A 21,820-nucleotide genomic window follows, 5' to 3' on the forward strand; every position below is an offset into this window, starting at 1 on the left:
GTCTCCGTCGAGCTGATCGTTCCGATCGCGATGGAAGAAAAGCTGCGCTTCGCCATCCGCGAAGGCGGCCGCACCGTCGGCGCCGGCATCGTCGCAAGCATCGTCGAGTAAGTTTTACTCGGTTGGAAGCGGCGCGCCATAAGCGCCGCTTCTCGATCAATTTGTTGGTCGAAGCATGCGAATAAAATCGTATGCCTCTCGAATTGACGGAAACGCGAAAAATCGCGCTTCCGTAGGCGTTCGGTCATTGTGTCGGACGCCGATTGCGTATATGTGGCGGGTCGAATTGCAGAACGGACAGAGAGTGATTTGCTCTTTGCGCTCTTTGAAGCATCAGCACCCGGAAACGAATGACGAACTGCCTCAGCTGGGGCATTCGCTTAACAACAAGGATAACTCGAATGAACGGCCAGAATATCCGTATCCGCCTCAAGGCGTTTGATCACCGGATTCTTGACGCCTCCACGCGGGAAATCGTTTCGACGGCCAAGCGCACAGGCGCTTCGGTTCGTGGTCCGGTGCCGCTTCCTACGCGGATTGAAAAGTTTACTGTCAACCGCTCGCCCCACGTGGACAAGAAGAGCCGCGAACAGTTCGAGATGCGTACCCATAAGCGTCTCCTCGATATCGTCGATCCGACACCGCAGACCGTTGACGCGCTGATGAAGCTCGATCTGGCTGCCGGCGTAGACGTGGAAATCAAGCTTTAAAAACAAGGAAGGTACGTGGATCTCGGTCCAACGGCTTCCAAAAACGGGCGACCCCCGATCTTCCGGCCAAATGGGCGGGTGATCTGGGGGAGACCTTAAACCAGAGGTGCAACGGGGTTCTCTCCGTGGCTAACTCTCAAGAGGAATGAACCAATGCGTTCAGGTGTGATTGCACAGAAAGTTGGGATGACCCGCGTCTATAACGACGCTGGTGAGCATATCCCAGTTACAGTATTGCGGATGGAAAATTGCCAGGTTGTGGCCCATCGCACAGAAGACAAGAACGGCTACACCGCAGTTCAGCTCGGTGCGGGCCAGGCCAAGGTCAAGAACACGAGCAAGCCGTTGCGCGGCCAGTTCGCTGCCGCCAATGTAGAGCCGAAGGCCAAGGTCGTCGAGTTTCGCGTTTCGTCGGACAATCTGATCGACGTCGGCGCCGAACTCACGGCAAACCATTTCGTCGCCGGCCAGCTCGTTGACGTCACCGGTACATCTGCCGGTAAAGGTTTTGCCGGTGCGATGAAGCGCCACAACTTCGGCGGTCTGCGTGCAACGCACGGCGTGTCCGTATCACACCGTTCGCATGGTTCGACTGGTTCCAACCAGGATCCGGGCCGCGTCTGGAAGGGTAAGCGCATGGCTGGCCACATGGGTCAGACGCGCATCACCACCCAGAACCTGGAAGTGGTCTCCACCGATGAAGACCGCGGTCTGATCCTCGTCAAGGGCGCCGTACCCGGCTCCAAGGGCGCATGGATCGTCGTTCGCGACGCCATCAAGTCCGGCACTCCGGCTGACGCTCCGCGTCCTGCCGCCGTGCGCGCAGCCAAGTAAGGGGGCCAGATCATGGATCTCAACGTCACCACACTCGAAGGTAAGGAAGCCGGCAAGGTTTCCCTGTCTGACGCGATTTTCGGTCTTGAGCCGCGCGAAGACATCATTGCCCGCGTCGTTCGCTGGCAGCTCGCCAAGAAGCAGCAGGGCACGCACAAGGCCAAGGGCCGCGCAGAAGTCGCGCGTACCGGCGCCAAGATGTTCAAGCAGAAGGGTACGGGCCGCGCTCGTCACCATTCGGCTCGCGCTCCGCAGTTCCGCGGCGGTGGTAAGGCTCACGGCCCGGTTGTTCGCAGCCACGCCCATGACCTGCCGAAGAAGGTTCGTGCTCTCGGCCTGCGCCATGCGCTGTCCGCAAAGCTGCGTGCCGAAGAGCTGATCATCGTTGACAGCCTGGTTGCTGCCGAAGCCAAGACGAAGACGCTGACCGGCGCATTCGCAACGCTCGGCCTGACCAACGTGCTGTTCATCGGCGGCGCCGAACTCGACAGCAATTTCAAGCTCGCAGCCCAGAACATCCCGAATGTGGACGTTCTGCCGGTCCAGGGCATCAACGTTTATGACATTCTGCGCCGCGGCAAGCTCGTCCTGTCCAAAGCAGCAGTTGAAGCTCTTGAGGAGCGGTTCAAATGACTGACCTTCGCCACTATGATGTGATCCTCGCTCCGTCGATCACCGAAAAGTCGACGCTGGTTTCTGAACAGAACCAGATCATCTTCAACGTCGCCAAGGGTGCGTCGAAGCCGGAAATCAAGGCTGCTATCGAGGCACTGTTCGGTGTCAAGGTAACGGCTGTGAACACGCTGGTCCGCAAGGGCAAGCTGAAGCGTTTCCGTGGCTTCGCCGGCCGGCAAAAGGACGTCAAGAAGGCTATCGTCACGCTCGCTGACGGTCAGACCATCGACGTCTCCACCGGACTCTGAGGAATAGAACAATGGCATTGAAAAGTTTCAATCCGACCACCCCGAGCCAGCGCCAGCTGGTCATCGTCGATCGGTCCGGCCTCCACAAGGGCAAGCCGGTCAAGTCGCTGACCGAAGGCCTGTCCTCCAAGGGCGGACGTAACAACACCGGCCGCATCACCGTGCGCTACCAGGGTGGCGGTCACAAGCGGACCTACCGCCTGATCGACTTCAAGCGTCGCAAGTTCGACGTTGAAGGCACGGTCGAGCGTCTCGAATACGACCCGAACCGCACGGCGTTCATCGCGCTGATCAACTATGCGGACGGCGAACAGGCCTATATCATCGCTCCGCAGCGTCTTGCTGCCGGCGACAAGGTGATCGCCTCGGAAAAGCAGGTTGACGTGAAGCCGGGCAACACCATGCCGCTTCAGTTCATGCCGGTTGGTTCGATCGTTCACAACGTCGAGATGAAGCCGGGCAAGGGCGGCCAGATGGCCCGCTCCGCCGGCGCCTACGTTCAGCTGGTCGGTCGCGACCAGGGCATGGCGATCCTTCGCCTGTCGTCTGGCGAACAGCGTCTGGTGCACGGCTCCTGCCTTGCAACGGTCGGTGCAGTCTCCAATCCGGACCACGGCAACATCAACGACGGCAAGGCCGGTCGTTCGGTGTGGCGTGGCAAGCGTCCGCACGTTCGCGGCGTCGTCATGAACCCTGTTGACCATCCGCACGGCGGTGGTGAAGGCCGCACCTCGGGTGGCCGTCACCCGGTTTCGCCTTGGGGCAAGCCCACCAAGGGCAAGCGTACGCGCTCGAACAAGTCGACCGACAAGTTCATCATGCGCTCGCGTCATCAGCGTAAGAAGTAAGAGAGGAAGTCTCCAATGACTCGTTCAGTATGGAAAGGTCCGTTTGTTGACGGCTATCTTCTCAAGAAGGCTGAGAAGGTTCGTGAAGGCGGTCGTAACGAAGTGATCAAGATGTGGAGCCGTCGCTCCACCATCCTGCCGCAGTTCGTCGGTCTCACGTTCGGCGTCTACAACGGCAGCAAGCATGTTCCGGTCAGTGTCAACGAAGACATGATCGGTCACAAATTCGGTGAATTCTCTCCGACCCGGACCTATTACGGTCACGGTGCGGACAAGAAGGCAAAGAGGAAGTAATTATGGGCAAGGCAAAAGCCGAACGCCGGCTGAAGGATAATGAGGCGCAGGCAATTGCGCGCACGATCCGCGTCAGCCCCCAGAAGCTCAACCTGGTTGCTGCGATGATCCGCGGCAAGAAGGTCGACCGGGCTCTGGCCGAACTCGAGTTTTCGCGCAAGCGGATCTCGGACACTGTCAAGAAGACGCTGGAATCCGCGATCGCAAACGCGGAGAACAATCACGATCTCGACGTCGACAGCCTGATCGTTGCCGAAGCTTACGTCGGCAAGTCCATCGTCATGAAGCGTTTCCACGCTCGTGGCCGTGGCCGTGCATCGCGTATCGAAAAGCCTTTCGCGCATCTGACGATCGTTGTTCGCGAAGTCGAAGCCAAAGGGGAGGCCGCATAATGGGTCAGAAGATCAATCCAGTCGGCTTCCGCCTCGGCATCAACCGTACCTGGGACAGCCGCTGGTTCGCGGATAATGCCGAGTACGGTCAGCTTCTTCACGAAGACCTGAAGATCCGTGCGTATGTCATGGAAGAGCTGAAGCAGGCCGGTATTGCCAAGGTGATCATCGAGCGTCCGCACAAGAAGTGCCGCGTCACGATCCACTCGGCTCGCCCGGGCCTCATCATCGGCAAGAAGGGCGCAGACATCGAAAAGCTGCGCAAGAAGATTGCCGAGATGACGAAGTCGGAAACGCATCTCAACATTGTTGAAGTGCGCAAGCCGGAAGTCGACTCGACGCTCGTTGCCCAGTCGATCGCTCAGCAGCTCGAACGCCGCGTGGCTTTCCGCCGTGCGATGAAGCGTGCGGTTCAGTCCGCGATGCGTCTTGGCGCCGAAGGCATCAAGATCACCTGCGGCGGCCGTCTCGGCGGTGCTGAAATCGCCCGTACGGAATGGTACCGCGAAGGTCGCGTGCCGTTGCACACGCTTCGCGCCGACATCGACTACGGTGTGGCTGAAGCCAAAACCGCTTTTGGTATCTGCGGCATCAAGGTCTGGATCTTCAAGGGCGAAATCCTCGAACACGATCCGATGGCTTCCGAGCGTCGTGCGTCCGAGAGTGATGCTCAGGGCCCCAGCAGCAACAACCGTCGTCGCGAAAACGCGTAACAGTCGTTCCTGGCAGCTAATATCGGAGAATTAAAAAAATGTTGCAGCCAAAGCGCACTAAGTACCGCAAGCAGTTCAAGGGACGCATCAAGGGCGTTGCCAAGGGCGGTTCCGACCTTGCTTTCGGTGAATTCGGCCTGAAGTCTCAGGAACCGAACCGTGTGAACGCACGTGAGATCGAGGCGGCTCGCCGCGCGATCACGCGTCACATGAAGCGTGCGGGTCGTGTATGGATCCGCGTATTCCCAGACGTACCGGTCACGGCGAAGCCGACCGAAGTCCGCATGGGTAAAGGTAAGGGTTCGGTTGAATATTGGGCTTGCAAGGTCAAGCCCGGCCGAATGATGTTCGAAATCGACGGCGTCAGCGAAGAACTCGCCCGCGAGGCGCTTCGCCTTGGTGCTGCGAAACTCTCTGTCAAGACGCGCTTCGTTCAGCGCATTGCAGAGTAAGGAGTAAAGCCCATGAAAGCCGAAACCGTTCGTGCGCTCAGCGCCGATCAGCTCAACGAAGAACTTGCCAAGCTGAAGAAAGAGCAGTTCAATCTGCGCTTCCAGAAGGCCACCGGCCAGCTCGAAAAGTCGTCGCGCATCAATGAAGTCCGCAAGGACATTGCGCGCGTCAAAACCATTGCCCGCCAGAAGGCGGCAGAAGCCAAGGCTTAAGGAACTAAGAATATGCCAAAACGCATTCTGCAGGGCACAGTCGTCAGCGACAAGAACGATAAGACCGTCGTGGTCCGTGTCGAGCGTCGTTTCGCGCACCCGATCTTCCAGAAGACCGTTCGCCGGTCCAAGAAGTACAAGGCGCATGACGAGAACAACCAGTACAAGGTCGGCGATCAGGTTTCCATCGAGGAATGCGCGCCGATTTCCAAGGACAAGACCTGGACGGTCGTTTCCGCCCAGGCCTAATTCTTAAGACTTTCTCGTCCGGCCCTTGCGTCGGCTGAGAAAATCTGTATGAAGCAGCGCAAGGACGCTCGACTACGAGCGTTCTTTTGCTTTGAGCGCACGGAAGGTCCTGTTTTCAGGAAACCACCCTGGCAACGATCGATCCCGCGCGAGAACAGAAATTTAGAAGCTGGAACAGGGGGCCCTCAATCTGATGAGGTTGGCCCAACCGGTCCGGTCACAACAAGAAGGCGACCTGACATGATTCAGATGCAAACAAACCTCGACGTGGCGGATAATTCCGGCGCACGTCGTGTCATGTGCATCAAGGTGCTGGGCGGTTCCAAGCGCAAGTACGCTTCGGTCGGCGACATTATCGTCGTTTCGATCAAGGAAGCTATTCCGCGCGGCCGCGTCAAGAAGGGTGATGTGATGAAGGCGGTTGTCGTACGCACCGCCAAGGACATCCGTCGTCCGGACGGCAGCGTCATCCGGTTCGATAACAACGCAGCTGTTCTTATCGACAACAAGAAAGAGCCGATCGGCACCCGTATCTTCGGACCGGTTCCGCGCGAACTTCGCGCCAAGAACCACATGAAGATCATCTCGCTGGCTCCAGAAGTGCTGTAAGGAGCGATTGAGATGCAAAAGATTCGCAAGGGCGACAAAGTCGTCGTATTGACCGGCAAGGACAAGGGTCGTTCTGGAGAAGTTCTCCAGGTGCTGCCGAAGGAGGACCGGGCCGTTGTGCGTGGCGTTAACATGGTGAAGCGTCACCAGCGCCAGACCCAGGCCCAGGAAGCCGGTATCATCAACAAGGAAGCGTCGATTCATCTGTCGAATCTCGCGATCGCCGACCCGAAGGACGGCAAGCCGACCCGCGTCGGTTTCAAGATCGATGGCGACAAGAAGGTTCGCGTTGCAAAGCGTTCGGGAGTGTCGATCGATGGCTGACACCAAGAAGTACGAGCCCCGGCTCAAGACGGAATACGTTGAGCGTATCTCGAAGGCGATGCAGGAGAAGTTCTCCTACTCCAACGTCATGCAGATCCCGCGCCTCGACAAGATCGTGATCAACATGGGTGTTGGTGAATCGACGGCTGATTCGAAGAAGCCGGCGGTTGCCGCAGCTGACCTCGCAGCGATTGCTGGTCAGAAGCCGGTCATCACCAAGGCCCGCACCTCCATCGCCGGCTTCAAGCTGCGCGAAGGCATGCCGATCGGCGCAAAGGTTACCCTGCGCGGCGTTCGCATGTATGAATTCCTGGACCGCCTGATCAACATCGCGCTTCCGCGCGTTCGAGATTTCCGCGGCCTGAATCCGAAGTCCTTCGATGGCCGTGGCAACTTCGCCATGGGCGTCAAGGAACACATTGTGTTCCCGGAGATCAACTACGACAAGGTTGATCAGATGTGGGGCATGGACATCATCGTTTGCACGACGGCAACCAACGACGACGAAGCTCGCGCTCTGCTCACAGAGTTCAACTTCCCGTTCCGCCAGTAAGCCGTAACGACAAGCAGAAGGATTAAGTTGAATGGCGAAGACGAGCGCAATTGAAAAAAACAATCGCCGCCGTAAGTCGGTAGCCCAGGATGCCACCAAGCGGGCAGCCCTGAAGGCAACCATCATGAACCAGTCTCTTCCGATCGAAGAGCGCTTCAAGGCAACTTTGAAGTTGGCGAGCCTGCCGCGTGACGGTTCCAAGACCCGCGTTCGCAACCGTTGCGAAGTGACAGGTCGTCCGCGCGCATATTATCGCAAACTCAAGATGTCGCGTATTGCGCTTCGTGAACTTGGCAATTTCGGCAAGGTGCCGGGCATTGTTAAGTCGAGCTGGTAAGGAGACGGGCACATGGCAATGACTGATCCGCTGGGCGATATGCTCACCCGTATCCGCAACGGTGCTGCACGCCGCAAGTCGAGTGTTTCCACTCCGGCTTCCAAGCTGCGCGCACGCGTTCTGGATGTCCTTCAGGCTGAAGGCTACATCCGCGGTTATTCGGAAACCGAATTTGGTAACGGCAAGGCCGAGATCAATATCGAACTGAAATACTACGAAGGTGCGTCGGTGATCCGTGAGATCGGCCGCGTATCCAAGCCGGGCCGCCGAGTTTATGTCTCGGTCAAGTCCATTCCGCAGGTCGCGAACGGTCTCGGTATCACTATCCTTTCGACTCCGAAGGGTGTGATGGCCGATCATCAGGCACGCGAACAGAACGTTGGTGGCGAGGTTCTCTGCTCCGTATTCTAATACGGTAGCAGTGACCTCCATAACGGACAGACAGGTTGAACAATGTCTCGTATCGGTAAAAAACCCGTTCCGGTTCCTGCAGGTGTCACGGCCACGGTAAGTGGCCAGACGGTGACTGCAAAGGGCCCGAAAGGTGAACTCTTCTTCGTTGCTAACGACGAAGTCGTCGTAAAGCTGGAAGACAACAACGCGGTGTCGGTGACCCCGGTTGACCAGTCCAAGGATGCACGGTCGAAGTGGGGCATGTCCCGCACGATGATCGAAAACATCTTCAAGGGCGTCAAGGACGGCTACGAGCGCAAGCTCGAAATCAACGGCGTCGGTTATCGCGCGTCGCTTCAGGGCAAGAACCTGCAGCTGGCGCTCGGCTTCAGCCACGACGTGGTCTACCAGACTCCGGAAGGCATTTCGATTGCTGTGCCGAAGCCGACGGAAATCGTCGTCACCGGCATCAACAAGCAGCAGGTCGGCCAGGTTGCCGCGGAAATCCGCGAATACCGTGGCCCCGAGCCCTACAAGGGCAAGGGCGTCAAGTATGCCGGCGAGCGGATCGTCCGCAAAGAAGGCAAGAAGAAGTAAGGATCACGCGAAATGGCTACAAGGAAAGATACACTTGTGCGCCGCGCCAGCCGCGTGCGCCGTCAAGTCAAGGCAGTGGCCAATGGCCGTCTGCGCCTGTCTGTTCATCGCTCGTCGAAGAACATCTATGCACAGGTTATCGATGATGTTGCTGGCAAGACCGTTGCGTCTGCCTCGACACTCGACACGGATCTGCGTTCGTCGCTTAAGACGGGCGCTGACACGGCAGCAGCTGCTGCCGTTGGCAAGCTCCTCGCAGAGCGCGCCTCGAAGGCTGGTGTCAAGGACGTTGTCTTTGACCGTGGCGCCTTCATCTATCACGGCCGCGTCAAGGCGCTCGCCGAGGCAGCCCGCGAGGGTGGCCTGAACTTCTAAAGATGATATCCGCCCGGGCTTGCCTGGGCGGATCATCGAACCGCTTGTGAAAAAGCGCGTCGCTACCGCTCCCTCGAAGGCGCGGGGCGACTTTTTGTCAATCTGCCGATTGCACCCGGAAAAGAAAAAGGAAAAGGACAATGGCACAAGAAAAAAGAGGTTCTCGCGACGATCGCCAGAACCGCGAGGAGCGCGACAGCGAATTCGTTGACAAGCTCGTAGCAATCAACCGCGTCGCAAAAGTCGTCAAGGGCGGCCGTCGTTTCGGCTTTGCTGCTCTCGTCGTCGTCGGCGACCAGAAGGGCCGCGTTGGCTTCGGTCATGGCAAGGCACGTGAAGTGCCGGAAGCCATCCGCAAGGCAACCGAAGCCGCCAAGCGCGAACTGATCTTCGTTCCGCTGCGCTCCGGTCGTACGCTTCATCACGACGTTCATGGCCGTCATGGCGCAGGCAAGGTTCTGCTGCGTGCTGCCAAGGCCGGTACCGGCATCATCGCCGGTGGCCCGATGCGCGCCGTTTTCGAAACGCTCGGCATGCATGACGTTGTTGCGAAGTCGACCGGTTCGTCGAACCCGTACAACATGATCCGCGCCACGTTCGACGCTCTGAAAAGCCAGATGCACCCGAAGGATATCGCAGCTCAGCGCGGCATGAAATATGCCACTCTGCAGGGCCGCCGCGTATCCGCCGGCGTTGCTTCCGAAGAATAAGGGAGCCAGACAATGGTCAAGAAAGAAGCTGCAAAGAAGACGGTTTCGGTCGAACAGATCGGCAGCCCCATTCGCCGCCCAGCCGTACAGCGCGCAACGCTGATCGGTCTCGGTCTCAACAAGATGCACCGGGTTAGCGTTCTGGAAGATACACCTTCCGTTCGCGGCATGATCCGGGCCGTCCAGCACCTCGTTCGCGTCGTCGACGAGAAGTGAGGGGGATACCATCATGAAACTGAATGAAATCAAAGACAACGAAGGTTCGACCAAGAACCGCAAGCGTCTCGGCCGTGGTATCGGCTCCGGATCCGGCAAGACTGCCGGCCGCGGTGTCAAGGGTCAGAAGGCTCGTTCGGGCGTTGCCATCAACGGCTTCGAAGGCGGCCAGATGCCAATCTACCGTCGTCTGCCGAAGCGCGGCTTCAACAACATCTTCCGTTCGGACTTTGTTGTCGTGTCGCTCGGCCGCATCCAGACCGCAATCGACGCCAAGAAGCTCGACGCTTCGAAGACCGTCGATGCTGCTGCCCTGACGGCTGCCGGCGTCATCCGTCGCGCCAAGGACGGCGTTCGCGTTCTCGCCGACGGCGAACTGAAGGCAAAGGTAACGATTGAAGTTGCCGGCGCTTCCAAGCCTGCGATCGAAAAGATCGAAAAGGCTGGCGGTTCGATCAAGCTGCTTTCGGGCGCTGCCGAATAATTGTTGCTGATGAACCGCCCGGGGTGCTTCACACCGGGCGGTTTTGCTCCCATATGAGAGCCTCACGGATTCGTGGCTAGCCAAGGCTGGTCGCAAACATTAATACGGGAGCCAGGTGAGGCGTGCGATTGCTGATGCAGTCTTTTCCAAGCCGGTTTTCACACATCGAACATAACCTCTACCGGAACTGACCGGGTTTCCCCGCGGGTTCCTACATTGGTTACGCGGAGAATTGCATGGCTTCTGCAGCGGAACAGCTCGCCTCCAATCTGAATTTTGCGACTTTCGCAAAAGCGGAAGATCTGAAACGGCGCCTCTGGTTCACCCTGGGCGCCCTCTTGGTTTATCGCCTCGGCACCTATATTCCGTTGCCTGGTCTCAATCCTCAGGCATTTGCTCAGGCGTTCGCCGGGCAGAGCGGTGGTATCCTCGGCCTCTTCAACATGTTCTCCGGCGGCGCCGTCGAGCGCATGGCGATTTTCGCGCTCGGGATCATGCCTTATATTTCCGCCTCCATCATTGTTCAGCTGATGACCTCCGTTGTTCCGTCGCTTGAGCAGCTGAAGAAGGAAGGCGAGCAGGGCCGCAAGGTCATCAACCAGTACACCCGCTACGGCACGGTGCTGCTCGGCACGCTGCAGGCCTATGGCATCGCGGTTGGCCTTGAAAGCGGCAACGGCCTCGTGGTGGATGCCGGCTGGTTCTTCCGTATCTCGACCGTTATTTCGCTTCTCGGCGGCACGATGTTCCTGATGTGGCTTGGCGAGCAGATTACCTCGCGCGGTATCGGCAACGGCATCTCGCTGATCATCTTTGCGGGCATCGTCGCGCATCTGCCGACCGCCATGGCCAGCACGCTCGAACTCGGCCGCACCGGCGCCCTGTCGACGCCGCTGATTCTCGCCATCATTGTCATGGTGGTCGGTGTCATCGCGCTGATCGTCTTCTTCGAACGCGCCCAAAGACGTCTTTTGATCCAGTATCCCAAGCGTCAGGTCGGCAACAAGATGTTCCAGGGCGATACCTCGCACCTGCCGCTGAAGCTCAACACGGCCGGCGTCATCCCGGCGATCTTCGCGTCGTCGCTGCTGCTTCTGCCGGCAACGCTTGCAGGCTTTGCCAACAGCGCGGCGCTGCCGTCCTGGGCAACGACCATCGTCGCGGCTCTCGGCCATGGCAAGCCGCTCTATATGGTACTCTATGGTGGCATGATCGCTTTCTTTGCCTTCTTCTACACGGCCATCGTCTTCAATCCGAAGGATACGGCCGACAATCTGAAGAAGCACGGCGGCTTTATCCTCGGCATTCGCCCGGGCGAGCGCACAGCCGAATACATCGACTACGTGCTGACCCGCATCACCGTGCTCGGCGCGATCTACCTGATGTTCGTCTGCATTCTGCCCGAAGTCATGATCGCGCAGACCGGCGTGCCGTTCTACCTTGGTGGTACGTCGCTTTTGATTGTTGTCAGCGTGACCCTTGATACTGTAGCACAGGTGCAGGGTCACCTGATTGCCCAGCAGTATGAGGGGCTGATCAAGAAATCAAAGCTGCGTGGAGGGAAGAGGGGCCGATGAGATTAATATTTTTAGGACCGCCGGGAGCTGGCAAGGGAACACAGGCCAAGCTGCTGACGGAGAAATACGGTATTCCGCAGCTTTCGACAGGCGACATGCTGCGGGCAGCCGTTGCCGAGCAGAGTGACGTCGGCAAGCGTGCCAAGGCCGTCATGGATGCAGGTCAGCTTGTCTCCGACGCGATCGTCAACGAGATCGTCTCGGACCGGATCGATTCGGCCGATTGCGCCAAGGGGTTCATCCTTGATGGCTATCCGCGCACGGTTCCCCAGGCCATTGCACTCGGCAAGATGCTCGAAGGCAAGGGATTGAGGCTCGATTCGGTCATCGAACTGAAAGTTGACGAAGATGCGCTTGTACGGCGGATCGAGAATCGCGTAGCAGAAACCATTGCCGCTGGCGGCACGGTTCGCTCCGACGACAATCCGGAAGCATTCAAGAAGCGTCTTGTCGAATATCGCGAAAAGACGGCGCCTCTGTCGCAGCACTATGCTGCAACGGGCGAGTTGAAGACGGTTGATGGAATGGCATCGGTTGAAACCGTGACCTCCGAAATCAACAAGATCCTGGCATCGGCTTCGGCCGACGCTTGAAAAAGGCCAGTTCTTGAAAAAGGACTGCCGGGGAGTTGACTTTTGCGGTCGATTCCTTCAAAGACCGCGCTAACTCGCTACATGCAAGGGATCGGCGCGGATTTCAAAGACGAAGTCCGGGCGCGATTCTTTTGACGTGTTCCGAACAGAACTTTCACAGTCGGCCCTCCAAAAAGGGGCTGCATAACGAAGCACCTATTGCCGGATGGCAACTGGAAGCAAGGAGAACAGGCGTGGCACGTATCGCTGGCGTCAACATCCCGACGAGCAAGCGCGTAGTAATCGCGCTTCGTTACATTCACGGGATCGGAGCGAAGTTCGCACAGGAAATCGTCGAGAAGGTCGGTATCCCGGCTGAACGTCGTGTGCACCAACTGACGGATGCTGAAGTTCTTCAGATCCGTGAAACCATCGACCGCGATTATCAGGTTGAAGGCGACCTGCGTCGCGAGACCTCGATGAACATCAAGCGTCTGATGGACCTCGGCTGCTACCGCGGCCTGCGTCATCGTCGCTCGCTGCCGGTACGCGGCCAGCGCACGCACACCAATGCCCGCACCCGCAAGGGCCCGGCAAAGGCGATTGCAGGCAAGAAGAAGTAATTTCCCTGAATTGGGAAATGCAGGGGCTGGCGCTCGACGCCGGCCTCTTTTGTGGTTTCGGAAGGGCGCGCATCGCGTCCCTCCGGTGGAGCTGCTGGCATTACGGCAGTGACGATATCGCCGCGCAGATCGGTTTTTCCGTTCGCGCATGACTTGAAAATTTAGGGCAGGGGTTTTTCCTCCGCCCGGTGGAGCCGCTGGTGTTACGGCGGTGCAGAGATCAACGAAAGGTATACCATGGCCAAGGAAGCCACACGCGTTCGCCGTCGCGAGCGGAAAAACATTTCCACGGGCGTCGCCCACGTCAACTCGTCGTTCAACAACACGATGATCACCATCACCGATGCACAGGGCAACGCCATTGCCTGGTCGTCGGCTGGTTCGAAGGGCTTCAAGGGCTCGCGCAAGTCGACCCCGTTCGCAGCCCAGATGGCTGCCGAAGATGCGGCCAAGAAGGCCCAGGAACACGGCATGAAGACGCTCGAAGTCGAAGTTTGCGGCCCGGGTTCCGGCCGTGAATCGGCTCTGCGCGCCCTGCAGGCTGCCGGCTTCATGATCACCTCGATCCGTGACGTGACTCCGATCCCGCACAACGGTTGCCGCCCGCGCAAGAAGCGCCGCGTTTAAGCATACGCATTCATCCTGCCGGTGAGGGGATTACCTCTCCCGGCGCTTCAAGGCTCGGTTGCCACGATTGGATGGTGGCAACGAACGGAAGGCAAAACATATGATTCAGAAAAACTGGCAGGAACTGATCAAGCCGAACAAGGTCGAGTTCTCCTCTACCGGCCGCACCAAGGTGAGCCTTGTTGCCGAGCCGCTGGAGCGTGGCTTTGGCCTGACCCTCGGCAACGCGCTTCGCCGCGTTCTTTTGTCGTCGCTTCGCGGCGCTGCTGTGACCGCAGTGCAGATCGACGGCGTCCTGCACGAGTTCTCCTCGATCCCGGGCGTCCGGGAAGACGTGACGGACATCGTGCTCAACATCAAGGAAATCGCCATCAAGATGGATGGCGACGACGCAAAGCGCATGGTCGTGCGCAAGCAGGGTCCGGGCGTTGTTACCGCCGGTGACATCCAGACGGTTGGCGATATCGAAATCCTCAACCCGAACCATGTGATCTGCACCCTCGACGAGGGCGCCGAGATCCGCATGGAGTTCACCGTCAACAACGGCAAGGGCTACGTGCCTGCTGACCGCAACCGTTCGGAAGACGCGCCGATCGGCCTCATCCCGGTCGACAGCCTGTATTCGCCGGTCAAGAAAGTGTCCTACAAGGTGGAAAACACCCGCGAAGGCCAGGTTCTCGACTACGACAAGCTGTCGATGCAGATCGAGACCGATGGTTCCGTCACCGGTGAAGATGCAGTCGCTTTCGCGGCCCGCATCCTTCAGGACCAGCTCGGCGTTTTCGTCAACTTCGACGAACCGCAGAAGGAAGCCGAAGAAGAAGCCGTTACCGAACTGGCGTTCAACCCGGCACTGCTCAAGAAGGTCGACGAACTGGAACTCTCCGTCCGTTCGGCCAACTGCCTGAAGAACGACAACATCGTCTATATCGGCGACCTCATTCAGAAGACCGAAGCCGAAATGCTTCGCACTCCGAACTTTGGCCGCAAGTCGCTGAACGAAATCAAGGAAGTTCTCGCTTCCATGGGCCTGCACCTCGGCATGGAAGTGCCCGCATGGCCGCCCGAGAACATCGAAGATCTCGCCAAGCGTTACGAAGACCAGTATTAACAATAAAAAAGGCAGGTTAACCCTCTGCCTTTCCCCGTCAAACAGCAGGCTCCGCAAGGAAGCCTGTATGTGCCAGGAAACGGCAGGCCCAGACAACGAAAAGGGCACCTGCATTTAAAGGAGAATAGCAATGCGCCATGGTGTAGCCGGCCGCAAGCTGAATAGAACTGCAAGCCATCGCAAGGCAATGTTTGCCAATATGGCTGCTTCGCTCATCGAACATGAGCAGATCGTCACCACCCTGCCGAAGGCAAAGGAAATCCGCCCGATCGTCGAGAAGCTCGTCACGCTCGGCAAGAAGGGTGACCTTCATGCCCGTCGTCAGGCCATCTCGCAGATCCGCGACGTTGCTGTCGTCGCCAAGCTGTTCGATGCCATCGCAACGCGCTACGCAACCCGCAACGGCGGTTACCTGCGCATCATGAAGGCCGGCTTCCGCCACGGCGACAATGCGGCTCTGGCCGTCATTGAATTCGTCGATCGCGATACTTCGGCCAAGGGCGCCAAGGACATCGCTCGCGTTGCCGCCGAAGCAGAAGCTGCGGACGCCGCTTAAGTTTTCCGCTTGATCGGAAGATTGAGACAGCCGGGCCGAAAGCCCGGCTGTTTTGCGTTGTAGCGCTCTTAGGCCCATTTTCACGTTTCCGCCGTCTTTGCTTTCTATCCGTGAAGTCCTATCTGTTTTCCCTGAATCCCTTTCGGCAGGATATCCCGCATGATCCGTTCGCCCCGTACTCTCGTCCTGTCCACCATGGCCGGGCTCATAGTTTTTGCCGCCGCCGTGCATTTCATCGCTCCGGGAGTAAACGCGTCCGACGACGTCGAAGACATCCGGACCGGCGCCATCGTCGCACAGGCGGAGACGCCGAAAGTGCAGCCGCAAAGCCGCGCGGAAATGCAGCTGTCCTTCGCGCCTCTGGTCAAGCAGACAGCCAATGCCGTGGTCAACGTCTACGCCGAAAAGACCGTCCAGAATCGTTCGCCCTTTGCCGATGACCCGTTCTTCGAGCAGTTCTTCGGCCAGCAGATGCCGAACCGGTCTTCGAAGCAGTCGTCGCTCGGCTCCGGCGTCATCGTCGGCAAGAACGGCATCGTGGTGACCAACAATCACGTCATCGCCGATGCCGACGACATCAAGATCGCGCTGGCCGACGGCAGGGAGTTCGAGAGCACGGTCATGCTCAAGGACGAGCGGCTGGATCTCGCTGTCCTGAAGATCAAATCCGATGGTCCCTTCGAGACGATCCCGTTGGGTGATTCCGATGCGGTCGAGGTCGGCGACCTCGTGCTGGCGATCGGCAACCCCTTCGGCGTCGGCCAGACGGTGACCAGCGGCATCGTCTCTGCTCTTGCTCGAAACCAGGTCGTCTCCGGTGATTTCGGCTTCTTCATCCAGACCGATGCGGCGATCAATCCCGGCAATTCCGGCGGCGGCCTGATCGACATGAACGGCCAGCTGATCGGCATCAACACTGCGATCTTTTCACGCGGTGGCGGTTCGAACGGTGTTGGCTTTGCCATTCCCGCCAATCTGGTCAAGGTCTTCGTGGCGTCCGCCGAGGGCGGCAATGGCAGTTTCACACGGCCTTTCATTGGCGCAAGCTTCGAGCCGGTGACCTCGGAAGTCGCCGAAGCGCTGGGGCTCGACCGGGCACGCGGTGCGCTGGTGAGTTCGGTGATCGAAGGCGGGCCGGCTGAAAAGGCGGGCATGAAGCCGGGGCAGGTGATTGTTGCCGTCAACGGGATTCCTGTGGAGCATCCAGACGCGCTCGGCTACCGGCTGACAACAGTCGGCGTTGGCCACCAGGCCAAGGTAACCGTGAGCGAGAACGGCAAGACCCGCGATCTTGAGCTGACGCTTGCCGAGGCTCCGGAAACATCGCCGCGCGACGAGCGGCTGATCGAGGGGCGCAATCCGTTCGCCGGCGCAGTGGTCGGCAATCTCTCGCCACGCCTGGCCGACGAACTGCATATGTCGACGTCCTCGCAAGGCGTGGTGATCACCCAGATCAATCGCGGCTCGCCGGCTGCCCGGGTTGGTTTCCAACCAAAGGATATCATCATCGCCGTCAATGGCACGCCGATCGACAAATCGACGACGCTCGAGGCGATCGCCAAGGACGATCCGTCGCTGTGGCGCGTCGAGATCGAACGCGACGGCCAGCGTATTCGCCAGTTCTTCCGATGATCGATCTGCTAGTCTCATCTGAACCAAAGCGACGCGGCCGAATCAATGACAGTCTTGCTGCGACCGGCCTTTCGCAGCAAAGGAGTTGGCTGTGACGCTATTCGATGAGACCACGCACCGGCCGCTCGCGGATGCGCTTCGTCCGGAAACGCTGGAGGAGGTCATCGGCCAGGACCATCTTCTGGGCGAGAATGGGCCGATTGCCCGCATGGTGTCCGGCGGAACCGTTGGCTCCTTCATCCTCTGGGGACCACCGGGTGTCGGAAAAACCACGATCGCGCGGCTTGTGGCGAAGTCGGCGAAAATGGAATTCGTACAGCTTTCCGCCGTCATGTCGGGCATCGCCGATCTGCGCAAAGTCTTCGACACGGCAAAAAGCAACCGGACCATCGGCCGCCAGACCATCCTTTTTGTCGATGAGCTGCATCGTTTCAATCGAAGCACCCAGGATGCGCTGCTGCCGCATGTCGAAAACGGCTCGGTGATTCTGATCGGCGCGACGACGGAAAACCCGAGCTTCAGCCTTGTCGCCGCGTTGCTGTCGCGGCTGAAGGTTTTCACACTCAATCCCTTTGATGCAGCCTCCTCGGAATTGCTGCTGGCGCGGGTCGAGAACTTCGTCGGAAAACGGCTGCCGCTGACAGACGATGCGCGCGCCGCCCTGATCAACATGGCGGACGGGGACGGGCGCTATCTGGTCGGATTGGCGGACGACGTCTTCTCATTGGATGAAGCCGAAGATCTCGACATCGGGCGCCTGTCGAAAGCGCTGCAGAAGCGAATGCCGGTTTACGACAAGGCGCAGGACGGTCATTACAATCTGCTCAGCTGCTTCCACAAGAGCCTGCGGGGCAGCGATGTCGATGCAGGCCTGTACTGGGGCGCGCGAATGGTCGATGCGGGCGAAGATCCGATGACATTGTTTCGGCGTCTTGCCTGCGTGGCCAGCGAGGATGTCGGCATGGCGGACCCCAATGCCCTGCCGCAGGTGATCGCCGCCTGGAGCGCATTCGAGCGGATCGGCTGGCCGGAGGGCCGGCTGTTTATCGCGCAGGCGATCGTCTATGTCGCGACCGCGCCGAAATCCAATGCCAGCTACCGCTCTTTCGACGCGGCATTGGAAATGGCGCGGCAGACCGGCTCCATTCCACCGCCCAAAAGCATCCTCAATGCGCCGACAAAGCTGATGAAGGACCTCGGCTATCACGAGGGCTACAAATACGATCACGATTATCCGGACGCCTATTCCGGACAGGATTTCTTTCCGGAAGAACTGCGCGGCAAGGATACGCGGTTCTATCAGCCGCAGGAGCGGGGCTTTGAACGGGAAACGTTGAAACGCCTGGAGTTCTGGCAGCGGTTGAAGCGGGAACGCAAGCAGCCGAAATAATGTGGTTCGGCGACGATTACCGGCTCATTCCGGCAGTTTGAAGAACGCTTCGAGACGATATCCGTCAGGGTCGATCACGAAACCTGCATAGTAGAATTGGCTGTATTCTGGCCGAAGTCCCGGCGAACCGTTATCCTCGCCTCCATTTGCCATGCCGGCCGCATGGAAAGCATCGACTGAGGCCGCATCGGGCGCTGTAAAGCAGAAATGCAGGCCGGAACCGCGGTCAGGCGGCACGGGGCTCTCGACTTCGGCAATCCAGAGACTGATCTTGTCGGATCCGTAGCCGATTGCCTTGTCCGTTTTCATAAGGCGTTCATAGCCGAGCGGCGTTAGAACCGCATCGTAGAAGGTGAGTGATCTCTTCAGGTCTTTTACGCCAATCGACACGTGATCAAACATTGAGCAGCACTCCTCTTTGTCCGCATCTTCCCTGTTCGATATCATCCGCACAAGCGCAAAGCTGATCTTCCTGCATACCGCGGGGCATTTTTTCCACCTGTCTCCTGCCGAACCGCGAATGGCAGCCATGCATGGCAGGCTCTTGTCACCGCTATCTTCGGGTGGCATAAAGTGTGCATGCAGACGGCTGCACGGGACCGGAATCTATTGCTGGCCCCGCACATCCGCGAGGACGGCCTCGCTCCATGAATGGAGTTAAAACGTGGCCTGGATTTTTCTTTTCCTCGCAGGAATTCTCGAAATCGGCTGGGCGATCGGCCTTAAATATACAGAAGGCTTCACCAGGCTCGTGCCGACGGTTCTGACCGGCGCTGCCATGCTGGCAAGCATCGTTCTGCTCGGCGTCGCGGTCCGCACCCTGCCGCTCGGCACGGCCTATGCGATATGGACCGGGATCGGTACCGTCGGAACGGTCATTCTCGGCATCATTCTCTTTGCCGAGCCTGCGACCGCGGTGCGCATCGGCTGCATCGCGCTGATCATCGCCGGCATCGCCGGATTGAAGCTGACAGCCTGATTGTCCCGGAATCTCAAATGAAAAACACACCGCGCAGGTGACCGCGCGGTGTGTTTTTGGCGACATTGAATGTTCGAGACATTCCTGCTCAGCGCAGGGCGTCGAGTGTCGCGGTGGCGGCCTGCATCTCCCGCCAGCGGTTTTCGCGGCGCTGGAAGGCTTCGTCGTCGGTGCCCCAATGCTCGATCTGCCAGTCCTCGTCGACATGGGCAAGCGCCCAGGCCTCTTCGGCCGAAAGCTGCTTCTCTGCAAAACCAACAGCAAGCAGGGCGGACCCGGTGAGCGTGGTGATCGTGTGCAGGCAGGCAAGGCCGAGCGGGGTGGCATAGGCGCGTAACGCCTCGGCGACGCCGTTGATGGCGGCGCGCGGCTGAACCTGGTGCACGACGCCCTCGACGAGGATGAAACGCGCGCCGAGCTTCTCTGCTGCCCAGGTGATCACCGGGTCCCAGCGTTCCGATTGCCGGATGACCAGCCCTTCCGGCTCGCTGGCGCGGTAGCACAGGAGGTCGGTCCCGGCGAAGTTCAGGATGTCGTCGAAGACCGCGCGGATGTCCTTTGAGACACCATCGATCGCCGTATTGGCCAGCCGGGTGACCGGCATGGTCGCCGGGTCGATGTTTTCCTTCTGCGCATCCCATTCGGCGGCAAGCAACGCGGCGGCGGCTGGCGTCGGTACGGTCAGCGGCTGTTTCGCCGGCGTGCGAACGGTCCTGCCGTCGAGCAGGATCGCATGGCCGCCGTCTTCCACCGGACCGATGCTCACGGTGGTATAGAACCGCTTGGCCAACGGCTTGTGCATCTGGATCTGCGCGCGGCGCACGGGATCCGGGTCGCTCAGCGCTGCCGACAGATCGTCGCGAATATCAGGCATGATGTGTCTCCATCCAGTCCAGAATATCGTGCGGGGTGCGGGCGATGTGGTCCGCGCCGGCCTCGACAAGCTCGGGAACGGAAGCATAGCCCCAGGCGACGCCGATCGCTAAGGCGCCGGCACTCTTGGCCATCTGCATGTCATAGATGGCGTCGCCGATGACGACGGTGTCCTTCGGGTCGATGCCTGCCTCGCCGCAGCACTCCGTCACCATGGCCGGATGCGGCTTCGAAGGGCAGTCGTCGGCGGTCCTCGAAACGAAGAATGTCTTTTCATAGCCGTGGCTTGCGCAGATCTGATCAAGTCCGCGCCGGGACTTTCCCGTTACAGCACCCAGGAGCAGTTCGTCACGGGCCGAAAGTGTGGCGAGCAATTCGGCAATACCCGGAAACAACGGTTCGCGAAAATTCATCTCGGCGCGGACGCCGCCATAAAGCTTCTTGTAATGCGCGGTCATCGCCTGGGCGCGGTCGTCCACATGCGGCTGGTGCATCAGCCGGGCGATGGCGATGTCGAGCGTCAGGCCGATAATGCTCTTGGTGGCATCCAGTGTGACGCGGGCCAGACCGAAGTCCTCGAACGTGCGCGCCATGACTTCATGGATCAGGCCTGCGCTATCGACCAAGGTGCCGTCGCAATCGAAAAGAGCGAGCTTCATCAGTCGTCGGCTTCCTCGGCGCTGGCCATGTCGAAGCCGATCAGGTTCCAGCTCTGGATCATATGTTGCGGCATCGGCGCAGTCACGATCAGGCGTCCGCCATCCGGATGGGGAATGTCGATGCGGCGGGCGTGCAGGTGCAGCTTGTTCTGCATGCCGCCCGGAAAGGACCAGTTGTGCTCGGCCTCGAAATATTTCGGATCACCGATGATCGGATGGCCGATCTGGGCCGCGTGAACGCGCAGCTGGTGCGTTCGCCCGGTATAGGGCTCCAACTCAAGCCAGGTGAAGTTCTGGCCCGCCTGCTCGATGATCTTGTAATAGGAAATGGCGTGGTCGGCGCCGTCGTCGCCATGCTTGCCGATCCGCATGCGGTCGCCGTCGGGGGTCTGCTCCTTGACCAGCCATGACGAGATCTTGTCTTCGCGCTTGCGCGGCACACCCTTGACCAGCGCCCAGTAGGTCTTCTTGGTGTCGCGCTCGCGGAAGGCGGCGGTCAGCTTCTGGGCGGCACCACGCGTGCGGGCGATAACAAGCACGCCGGAGGTGTCGCGGTCGAGCCGGTGCACCAGACGGGGCTTTTCGCCCTTGGGACTGGTCCAGGCTTCAAGCATCTCGTCGATATGGCGGTTGATGCCCGAGCCGCCCTGAACCGCGATGCCGGCCGGCTTGTTGAGAACGATCACCTTGGCGTCTTCATGCAAAAGCATGCGCGATAGCAACTCATGGTCCGACGCATGGCGAAGATCGCGCCCTGCGATCGGCCCGGTTTTTTCCTTGGGGTCGACCTCCATCGGTGGAATGCGGATGACCTGGCCCGGCTGGATGCGCGCATCCGATTTGACCCGGCCACCATCGACGCGGACCTGGCCGGAGCGCAAAAGCTTCTGCAGCGGACCGAAGCCCAGGCCCGGATAATGCACCTTGAACCAGCGATCGAGCCGCATGCCCGCCTCGTCGGTTTCCACCTGCTTGTGTTCAATGCCCGCCATGTG

General features: G+C 59.4%; 35 protein-coding genes. 31 read left to right on the plus strand and 4 right to left on the minus strand.

Annotated elements, in window-relative coordinates:
- The 30 genes from J2Z75_RS00005 to J2Z75_RS00150 form a co-directional block, all read left to right on the plus strand.
- Nucleotides 1–111, plus strand: a 111-nt coding sequence (locus tag J2Z75_RS00005) for an EF-Tu C-terminal domain-related protein (RefSeq protein ID WP_144083273.1), incomplete at its 5' end; no start/stop codon positions are given.
- A gap of 290 nt (nucleotides 112–401) precedes the next feature.
- On the plus strand, nucleotides 402–710 hold the full coding sequence (gene rpsJ, locus J2Z75_RS00010) for a 30S ribosomal protein S10 (RefSeq protein WP_003507767.1): 309 nt from the start codon (nucleotides 402–404) through the stop codon (nucleotides 708–710).
- Nucleotides 711–863: 153 nt separating this feature from the next.
- Nucleotides 864–1,544 carry a 50S ribosomal protein L3 gene (gene rplC / locus J2Z75_RS00015; protein ID WP_209845936.1) on the plus strand — a complete coding sequence of 227 codons (681 nt, stop codon included), beginning with the start codon at nucleotides 864–866 and terminating at the stop codon, nucleotides 1,542–1,544.
- A 12-nt stretch (nucleotides 1,545–1,556) separates the two neighbouring features.
- Nucleotides 1,557–2,177: a 50S ribosomal protein L4 gene (rplD, locus tag J2Z75_RS00020; protein ID WP_209845939.1), complete on the plus strand. Its 621-nt coding sequence runs from the start codon at nucleotides 1,557–1,559 to the stop codon at nucleotides 2,175–2,177.
- Nucleotides 2,174–2,467, plus strand: a complete 294-nt coding sequence (locus J2Z75_RS00025; protein WP_037100585.1) for a 50S ribosomal protein L23 — start codon at nucleotides 2,174–2,176, stop codon at nucleotides 2,465–2,467. The genes rplD and J2Z75_RS00025 overlap by 4 nt, the downstream gene beginning before the upstream one ends.
- A gap of 11 nt (nucleotides 2,468–2,478) precedes the next feature.
- Complete coding sequence (gene rplB / locus J2Z75_RS00030) at nucleotides 2,479–3,315, plus strand: 50S ribosomal protein L2 (protein ID WP_209845942.1); 837 nt, start codon at nucleotides 2,479–2,481, stop codon at nucleotides 3,313–3,315.
- 15 nt (nucleotides 3,316–3,330) lie between these two features.
- Nucleotides 3,331–3,609, plus strand: a complete 279-nt coding sequence (rpsS, locus tag J2Z75_RS00035) for a 30S ribosomal protein S19 (RefSeq protein WP_037100590.1) — start codon at nucleotides 3,331–3,333, stop codon at nucleotides 3,607–3,609.
- A 2-nt stretch (nucleotides 3,610–3,611) separates the two neighbouring features.
- A complete protein-coding gene (gene rplV / locus J2Z75_RS00040) occupies nucleotides 3,612–4,001 on the plus strand; it encodes a 50S ribosomal protein L22 (RefSeq protein WP_018328280.1) in 390 nt (129 codons plus the stop codon).
- A complete protein-coding gene (gene rpsC, locus J2Z75_RS00045) occupies nucleotides 4,001–4,714 on the plus strand; it encodes a 30S ribosomal protein S3 (RefSeq protein WP_068953550.1) in 714 nt (237 codons plus the stop codon). Before rplV ends, rpsC begins: the two co-directional genes overlap by 1 nt.
- Before the next feature lie 38 nt (nucleotides 4,715–4,752).
- Complete coding sequence (gene rplP / locus J2Z75_RS00050; RefSeq protein WP_018239489.1) at nucleotides 4,753–5,166, plus strand: 50S ribosomal protein L16; 414 nt, start codon at nucleotides 4,753–4,755, stop codon at nucleotides 5,164–5,166.
- Between the two features lie 12 nt (nucleotides 5,167–5,178).
- Nucleotides 5,179–5,379 carry a 50S ribosomal protein L29 gene (gene rpmC, locus J2Z75_RS00055; RefSeq protein ID WP_018328278.1) on the plus strand — a complete coding sequence of 67 codons (201 nt, stop codon included), beginning with the start codon at nucleotides 5,179–5,181 and terminating at the stop codon, nucleotides 5,377–5,379.
- Nucleotides 5,380–5,391: 12 nt separating this feature from the next.
- Nucleotides 5,392–5,628, plus strand: a complete 237-nt coding sequence (rpsQ, locus tag J2Z75_RS00060; protein ID WP_113317589.1) for a 30S ribosomal protein S17 — start codon at nucleotides 5,392–5,394, stop codon at nucleotides 5,626–5,628.
- 240 nt (nucleotides 5,629–5,868) lie between these two features.
- Entirely contained in the window at nucleotides 5,869–6,237 is a 369-nt protein-coding gene (gene rplN, locus J2Z75_RS00065) for a 50S ribosomal protein L14 (protein ID WP_018328276.1), read from the plus strand.
- Between the two features lie 12 nt (nucleotides 6,238–6,249).
- Nucleotides 6,250–6,561: a 50S ribosomal protein L24 gene (gene rplX, locus J2Z75_RS00070; RefSeq protein WP_209845947.1), complete on the plus strand. Its 312-nt coding sequence runs from the start codon at nucleotides 6,250–6,252 to the stop codon at nucleotides 6,559–6,561.
- Nucleotides 6,554–7,114 (plus strand): 50S ribosomal protein L5, encoded by a 561-nt coding sequence (rplE, locus tag J2Z75_RS00075; protein ID WP_209845949.1) that lies wholly within the window; start codon nucleotides 6,554–6,556, stop codon nucleotides 7,112–7,114. Before rplX ends, rplE begins: the two co-directional genes overlap by 8 nt.
- A gap of 31 nt (nucleotides 7,115–7,145) precedes the next feature.
- Nucleotides 7,146–7,451 carry a 30S ribosomal protein S14 gene (rpsN, locus tag J2Z75_RS00080; protein WP_209845951.1) on the plus strand — a complete coding sequence of 102 codons (306 nt, stop codon included), beginning with the start codon at nucleotides 7,146–7,148 and terminating at the stop codon, nucleotides 7,449–7,451.
- Nucleotides 7,452–7,463: 12 nt separating this feature from the next.
- On the plus strand, nucleotides 7,464–7,862 hold the full coding sequence (gene rpsH / locus J2Z75_RS00085) for a 30S ribosomal protein S8 (RefSeq protein WP_056335736.1): 399 nt from the start codon (nucleotides 7,464–7,466) through the stop codon (nucleotides 7,860–7,862).
- Between the two features lie 42 nt (nucleotides 7,863–7,904).
- Nucleotides 7,905–8,441 carry a 50S ribosomal protein L6 gene (rplF, locus tag J2Z75_RS00090; protein ID WP_037169468.1) on the plus strand — a complete coding sequence of 179 codons (537 nt, stop codon included), beginning with the start codon at nucleotides 7,905–7,907 and terminating at the stop codon, nucleotides 8,439–8,441.
- A 12-nt stretch (nucleotides 8,442–8,453) separates the two neighbouring features.
- On the plus strand, nucleotides 8,454–8,816 hold the full coding sequence (rplR, locus tag J2Z75_RS00095) for a 50S ribosomal protein L18 (protein WP_037169470.1): 363 nt from the start codon (nucleotides 8,454–8,456) through the stop codon (nucleotides 8,814–8,816).
- Nucleotides 8,817–8,956: 140 nt separating this feature from the next.
- Nucleotides 8,957–9,526 (plus strand): 30S ribosomal protein S5, encoded by a 570-nt coding sequence (gene rpsE, locus J2Z75_RS00100; protein WP_037169472.1) that lies wholly within the window; start codon nucleotides 8,957–8,959, stop codon nucleotides 9,524–9,526.
- A gap of 12 nt (nucleotides 9,527–9,538) precedes the next feature.
- Entirely contained in the window at nucleotides 9,539–9,742 is a 204-nt protein-coding gene (gene rpmD, locus J2Z75_RS00105; RefSeq protein WP_209845954.1) for a 50S ribosomal protein L30, read from the plus strand.
- A gap of 13 nt (nucleotides 9,743–9,755) precedes the next feature.
- Nucleotides 9,756–10,226 (plus strand): 50S ribosomal protein L15, encoded by a 471-nt coding sequence (gene rplO, locus J2Z75_RS00110; RefSeq protein WP_209845957.1) that lies wholly within the window; start codon nucleotides 9,756–9,758, stop codon nucleotides 10,224–10,226.
- Between the two features lie 236 nt (nucleotides 10,227–10,462).
- Nucleotides 10,463–11,803, plus strand: a complete 1,341-nt coding sequence (gene secY / locus J2Z75_RS00115) for a preprotein translocase subunit SecY (RefSeq protein WP_209845960.1) — start codon at nucleotides 10,463–10,465, stop codon at nucleotides 11,801–11,803.
- On the plus strand, nucleotides 11,800–12,396 hold the full coding sequence (locus tag J2Z75_RS00120) for an adenylate kinase (RefSeq protein ID WP_209845962.1): 597 nt from the start codon (nucleotides 11,800–11,802) through the stop codon (nucleotides 12,394–12,396). Before secY ends, J2Z75_RS00120 begins: the two co-directional genes overlap by 4 nt.
- A gap of 233 nt (nucleotides 12,397–12,629) precedes the next feature.
- The gene (gene rpsM, locus J2Z75_RS00125) at nucleotides 12,630–12,998 is read left to right on the plus strand and encodes a 30S ribosomal protein S13 (protein WP_037100637.1); all 369 of its coding nucleotides are present in this window, start codon (nucleotides 12,630–12,632) and stop codon (nucleotides 12,996–12,998) included.
- Between the two features lie 237 nt (nucleotides 12,999–13,235).
- On the plus strand, nucleotides 13,236–13,625 hold the full coding sequence (rpsK, locus tag J2Z75_RS00130) for a 30S ribosomal protein S11 (RefSeq protein WP_018328263.1): 390 nt from the start codon (nucleotides 13,236–13,238) through the stop codon (nucleotides 13,623–13,625).
- A gap of 100 nt (nucleotides 13,626–13,725) precedes the next feature.
- The gene (locus tag J2Z75_RS00135) at nucleotides 13,726–14,736 is read left to right on the plus strand and encodes a DNA-directed RNA polymerase subunit alpha (protein WP_060638418.1); all 1,011 of its coding nucleotides are present in this window, start codon (nucleotides 13,726–13,728) and stop codon (nucleotides 14,734–14,736) included.
- Between the two features lie 130 nt (nucleotides 14,737–14,866).
- Nucleotides 14,867–15,292: a 50S ribosomal protein L17 gene (rplQ, locus tag J2Z75_RS00140; protein WP_209845965.1), complete on the plus strand. Its 426-nt coding sequence runs from the start codon at nucleotides 14,867–14,869 to the stop codon at nucleotides 15,290–15,292.
- 339 nt (nucleotides 15,293–15,631) lie between these two features.
- Nucleotides 15,632–16,924 (plus strand): DegQ family serine endoprotease, encoded by a 1,293-nt coding sequence (locus J2Z75_RS00145; protein WP_234937127.1) that lies wholly within the window; start codon nucleotides 15,632–15,634, stop codon nucleotides 16,922–16,924.
- 91 nt (nucleotides 16,925–17,015) lie between these two features.
- A complete protein-coding gene (locus tag J2Z75_RS00150) occupies nucleotides 17,016–18,314 on the plus strand; it encodes a replication-associated recombination protein A (RefSeq protein WP_327791199.1) in 1,299 nt (432 codons plus the stop codon).
- A gap of 24 nt (nucleotides 18,315–18,338) precedes the next feature.
- Here the strand turns inward: J2Z75_RS00150 and J2Z75_RS00155 are convergent, their stop codons facing one another.
- Nucleotides 18,339–18,716, minus strand: coding sequence for a VOC family protein (locus J2Z75_RS00155; RefSeq protein WP_209848640.1), 378 nt, complete (start codon nucleotides 18,714–18,716; stop codon nucleotides 18,339–18,341).
- Nucleotides 18,717–18,978: 262 nt separating this feature from the next.
- Here J2Z75_RS00155 and sugE point away from each other — a divergent pair, with 262 nt between their 5' ends.
- Nucleotides 18,979–19,293, plus strand: a complete 315-nt coding sequence (gene sugE, locus J2Z75_RS00160; RefSeq protein WP_209845973.1) for a quaternary ammonium compound efflux SMR transporter SugE — start codon at nucleotides 18,979–18,981, stop codon at nucleotides 19,291–19,293.
- A gap of 88 nt (nucleotides 19,294–19,381) precedes the next feature.
- Here the strand turns inward: sugE and J2Z75_RS00165 are convergent, their stop codons facing one another.
- The 3 genes from J2Z75_RS00165 to J2Z75_RS00175 are packed head-to-tail and all read right to left on the minus strand — an operon-like array spanning nucleotide 19,382 to nucleotide 21,817.
- Nucleotides 19,382–20,167, minus strand: coding sequence for an ATP12 family chaperone protein (locus J2Z75_RS00165; protein ID WP_209845977.1), 786 nt, complete (start codon nucleotides 20,165–20,167; stop codon nucleotides 19,382–19,384).
- Complete coding sequence (locus J2Z75_RS00170) at nucleotides 20,160–20,825, minus strand: HAD-IA family hydrolase (protein ID WP_209845980.1); 666 nt, start codon at nucleotides 20,823–20,825, stop codon at nucleotides 20,160–20,162. Before J2Z75_RS00170 ends, J2Z75_RS00165 begins: the two co-directional genes overlap by 8 nt.
- Complete coding sequence (locus tag J2Z75_RS00175; protein WP_209845983.1) at nucleotides 20,825–21,817, minus strand: RluA family pseudouridine synthase; 993 nt, start codon at nucleotides 21,815–21,817, stop codon at nucleotides 20,825–20,827. The genes J2Z75_RS00170 and J2Z75_RS00175 overlap by 1 nt, the downstream gene beginning before the upstream one ends.
- Nucleotides 21,818–21,820: the final 3 nt, after the last annotated feature.

It is taken from the genome of Rhizobium herbae (assembly GCF_017873135.1).
Classification (GTDB): Bacteria; Pseudomonadota; Alphaproteobacteria; order Rhizobiales; family Rhizobiaceae; genus Pararhizobium; species Pararhizobium herbae.